At 74.1% G+C, this 3,474-nt stretch carries 3 protein-coding genes and 4 tRNA genes; 4 read left to right on the forward strand and 3 right to left on the reverse strand.

Annotated features, from left to right (window positions below):
* Nucleotides 1-32: 32 nt before the first annotated feature.
* The 3 genes from ACFV61_RS33780 to ACFV61_RS33790 are packed head-to-tail and all read right to left on the reverse strand — an operon-like array spanning nucleotide 33 to nucleotide 2,723.
* Nucleotides 33-737, reverse strand: a complete 705-nt coding sequence (locus ACFV61_RS33780) for a GNAT family N-acetyltransferase (protein ID WP_380495900.1) — start codon at nucleotides 735-737, stop codon at nucleotides 33-35.
* Between the two features lie 55 nt (nucleotides 738-792).
* On the reverse strand, nucleotides 793-1,665 hold the full coding sequence (locus ACFV61_RS33785) for an aminotransferase class IV (protein ID WP_079135467.1): 873 nt from the start codon (nucleotides 1,663-1,665) through the stop codon (nucleotides 793-795).
* Entirely contained in the window at nucleotides 1,662-2,723 is a 1,062-nt protein-coding gene (locus ACFV61_RS33790; protein WP_380344322.1) for a chorismate-binding protein, read from the reverse strand. The genes ACFV61_RS33785 and ACFV61_RS33790 overlap by 4 nt, the downstream gene beginning before the upstream one ends.
* A 321-nt stretch (nucleotides 2,724-3,044) precedes the next feature.
* On the opposite strand from ACFV61_RS33790, the gene ACFV61_RS33795 reads away from it, so the two are divergent.
* From ACFV61_RS33795 to ACFV61_RS33810, 4 genes are all read left to right on the forward strand, one after another.
* Nucleotides 3,045-3,117: transfer RNA gene (locus ACFV61_RS33795), tRNA-Gly, on the forward strand.
* 40 nt (nucleotides 3,118-3,157) lie between these two features.
* Nucleotides 3,158-3,228, forward strand: a tRNA-Cys gene (locus ACFV61_RS33800).
* A 38-nt stretch (nucleotides 3,229-3,266) separates the two neighbouring features.
* Nucleotides 3,267-3,338 (forward strand) — tRNA-Val (locus ACFV61_RS33805).
* Nucleotides 3,339-3,379: 41 nt separating this feature from the next.
* A tRNA-Val gene (locus tag ACFV61_RS33810) sits at nucleotides 3,380-3,451 on the forward strand.
* Nucleotides 3,452-3,474: the final 23 nt, after the last annotated feature.

Raw genomic sequence — 3,474 nt, forward strand, 5'->3', positions numbered from 1 at the left:
GGGGGGGGCGCGCCCACGGCGGCGCGCGGCCCCTACCCGTGCGGGGGGCGCGCGCCCCCCGCGGGGCGCGCGGCCCACACCTCGACGGTCATCACCCAGGCGAGCGGCCCGCCGTTCGGCAGGTCGCGCCGGTGGAAGTCCACCCAGAGCGAGCCGAGCGGCTCGGCTTCGCCGTCCGCGCGCAGGCGGCGCAGGGCGACGCCGGGGCTGTCGGCGCCCTGCGGGAGCTGGCGCCGGTGGTCCAGCTGGGATCGGGCGCGGGCCTGCTCCTCGCTGAGCCCGGACTCCACGAGCGAGCGGAGGTAGCCCCGCGCGGCCCGGTCGAGCCAGGCCTGGAACTCCGGGGGCTCGATCCGGTCGGCGGTGATGCCGGCGGGCAGGGCGGGGGCGGCGGTCAGCCGCTTGGCCAGGTTCCGCATCCGCTCGGTGTAGCCGAGGGTGGTGGCGAGCCCCCGGGCGATCCGCGCCGTCTCGGGGATGTTGGCGTCCACCCGGGTGCAGTCCCAGTTGCGCAGCACCTCCTCCGCGGCCAGCGCGCCGAACGTGCCGCGGCCCCGACCCCGGCCTTCTCTGACCTCCAACTCCGATATCTCGCCCCAGAGTTGGCTACCGTGCGGGATGGCGGTGGTGCGCAGCGCGCCGACCTGGCGGCCGTTGGCGCAGATCTGCCAGCGCCTGGTGCGGCCGCCGGCGTCGGTGGGTGTCTCCGGGCCCTCGGGGCGCAGCGTCGTGGTCATGTGGTGGTCCCTTCCCCGCGCCCGGGCCCCTATGCCCGGGTTGCCGTTGCGGGGATCACGGGTCGAGGTCGTCGCCGCTGCGTTCGGCGAAGACGGCCATGGCCTTGGCGGTGACGGGGCCGATGCCGGGCAGCTCGCGGTCGTCCACCCGGGTCACGGCCTGGACGTCACGGGTGGTGGAGGTCAGGAAGACCTCGTCGGCGTCCTGGAGGGCGCTGAGCGGCAGGTCGGCCTCCTCGGCGCCGCACCAGTCGACGACCAGCTGCCGGGTGATGCCGGCCAGGCAGCCGGAGGCGAGGGTGGGGGTGAGCAGGCGGCCGCCGAGGACGACGAAGACGTTGGAGCCGGTGCCCTCGCAGAGCAGGCCGACGGTGTTGGCGAACAGGGCCTCCGAGGCGCCGGCGCGGTGGGCGGCGGCCAGGGCGACGACGTTCTCGGCGTACGAGGTGGTCTTGAGGCCGGCGACGGCGCTGTGCTCGTTGCGGCGCCACGGGACGACGGCGGCGGCGGTCTCGTCGGGGCGGCGGTTGATCGCGCCGAGGGCGACGACGAGGGTGGGGCCGGCGGTGCCGCGCTCGGAGCCGAGCGGGGAGGTGCCGCCCGTGTAGGTGACGCGCAGGCGGCCGAGCGGGGCCGGGTTGGCGGCGAGGACCTGGGCGCAGGCCTCGCGGACCAGGTCGTGGTCCGGGTCGGGCAGGCCGAGGCCGCGGGCGGAGCGGGTGAGCCGGTCGAGGTGCCGGGTGACGGCGAAGGCCCGGCCGTCGGTGGCCTTCAGGGTCTCGAACACCCCGTCGCCGGTGGTGAGTCCGTGGTCGAGGACCGAGACGGCGGCGTCGGCGGAGTCGACGAGCGCCCCGTTGACCCAGCTCGTGGTCGGGTTCTGCATCGAGGGCTGCTCCTTGGGCGGGGTGGGGGCGGGGCGGTTCATGCCCCCGTCGGGTCGGTGTCGCTGCCCGACGCTATCGCGACCAGGCGGGCGGCCTTCAGTTCGGTTTCCGCCCACTCGCGGTCGGGGTCGGAGCCCCAGGTGATGCCGGCGCCGGTGCCGAAGCGCAGCACGGGCGCCTCGGGGTCGGTCCGGTCGAGCCAGAAGGTGCGGATGCCGACGGCGAGTTCGCTCTCGCCGCGGTCGGCGTCGACCCAGCCGACGGCGCCGCAGTACGGGCCGCGCGGGGCGGTCTCCAGGGCGTCGATGATCCGCAGGGCGCTGGACTTGGGGGCGCCGGTGACGGAGCCGGGCGGGAAGGTGGCGGCGAGCAGCTCGGGCCAGCCGGCGCCCTCGCGCAGGGTGCCCTCGACGGTGGACACCAGGTGGACCAGGCCGGGGTGCTTCTCGACGGCGCACAGGTCGGGGACGGTGACGCTGCCGGTCGCGCAGACCTGCCCGAGGTCGTTGCGGACCAGGTCGACGATCATCACGTTCTCGGCGTGGTCCTTGTCGAGGAGGTCGTCCTCGGTGCGGCCGGTGCCCTTGATCGGGCCGGAGGAGACGGTGCGGCCGGTGCGGCGCAGGTACAGCTCGGGTGAGGCGGTGGCGATCTCGACGCCGTGCCCGGGCAGGCGGATGGTGCCGGCGTAGGGGGCGGGGTTGCCGTGGGCGAGGAGGCCGGTGAGGGCGTCGACGTCGCTGCGGGCCGGGTCGGGCAGCGGTGCGGACAGCACGCGGCAGAGGTTCGCCTGGTAGACCTCGCCGGCGGCTATGTGCTCGCGGATGCGGCGTACGCCCGCGGTGTAGGCGGAGCGGTCCAGGGAGCTGTGCCAGTCGCCGGCCTCCGGTCCGCGCCAGCCGGCGCCCGAGGGCGGCGCGGGGGCGGGGCGGACGTCGTCGAAGCGGGCGCAGGTCAGCCGACCCTCGAAGTCGTAGGCGACGGCCCAGTAGCCGGTGGAGTCCAGGGCCGCCGGGTCCGAGGTGACGTCGCGCAGGCCGGTGGCCAGGCGGCCGCCGAAGCGGGCGAGCGGGGTGCTGGGTTCGGTGGGGCCGGACACGGTTCTCCTGCGCGGTGGTCCTGGGCGGCGGTGCCTGAAGTGTAGGTCGGGGGTGCGGGCCCGGCGCGGGGGTGTGGCGCGGGGGCGTGAGCAGCGCCCGGCGTCGCGCGGGTGTGCGCCGGGTGGCCTGCGGATGATCGTCCGGAAGCGCCGCAGGTGGCGGCCGGTGGCCGGGTCGAGGGGTCGGCGGGGAGGCGCTCGGCGGGCATCCCATCGGCACGCTGCGGGAACGGATTTTTAGCTGGCCCAGGAATCCGCTAGAGTTCAACACGTCGCCAGGGAGCGCAGCCGAAGAAAAGCGGTGAAGGTCCCGGGAGACAGGCGGACGTGGCTCAGTTGGTAGAGCATCACCTTGCCAAGGTGAGGGTCGCGAGTTCGAATCTCGTCGTCCGCTCGATGGAGAACAGTGTAAGATCGTTCTTCGTGTGTTGCCTGGTGGAGTGGCCGAGAGGCGAGGCAACGGCCTGCAAAGCCGTGTACACGGGTTCAAATCCCGTCTCCACCTCCGAGAGGTTCGACCGGTTCCGGCCGGAAGACCTCCCCGCGCGATTAGCTCAGCGGGAGAGCACTACCTTGACACGGTAGGGGTCACTGGTTCAATCCCAGTATCGCGCACGTCGGATCCTTCGGGGTCTGCTGCAGGACCGCCACACCAGGCGCGATTAGCTCAGCGGGAGAGCACTACCTTGACACGGTAGGGGTCACTGGTTCAATCCCAGTATCGCGCACGTCGGATCCTTCGGGGTCTGCT

It is taken from the genome of Kitasatospora sp. NPDC059817, assembly GCF_042731835.1.
In the GTDB taxonomy this organism is placed as follows: domain Bacteria; phylum Actinomycetota; class Actinomycetes; order Streptomycetales; family Streptomycetaceae; genus Kitasatospora.

Bases quoted from the DNA above. Each gene is read 5' to 3' on its own strand.
- ACFV61_RS33780 (WP_380495900.1), bottom strand. From the start codon at position 737: ATGACCACGACGCTGCGCCCCGAGGGCCCGGAGACACCCACCGACGCC.
- ACFV61_RS33785 (WP_079135467.1), bottom strand. From the start codon at position 1,665: ATGAACCGCCCCGCCCCCACCCCGCCCAAGGAGCAGCCCTCGATGCAG.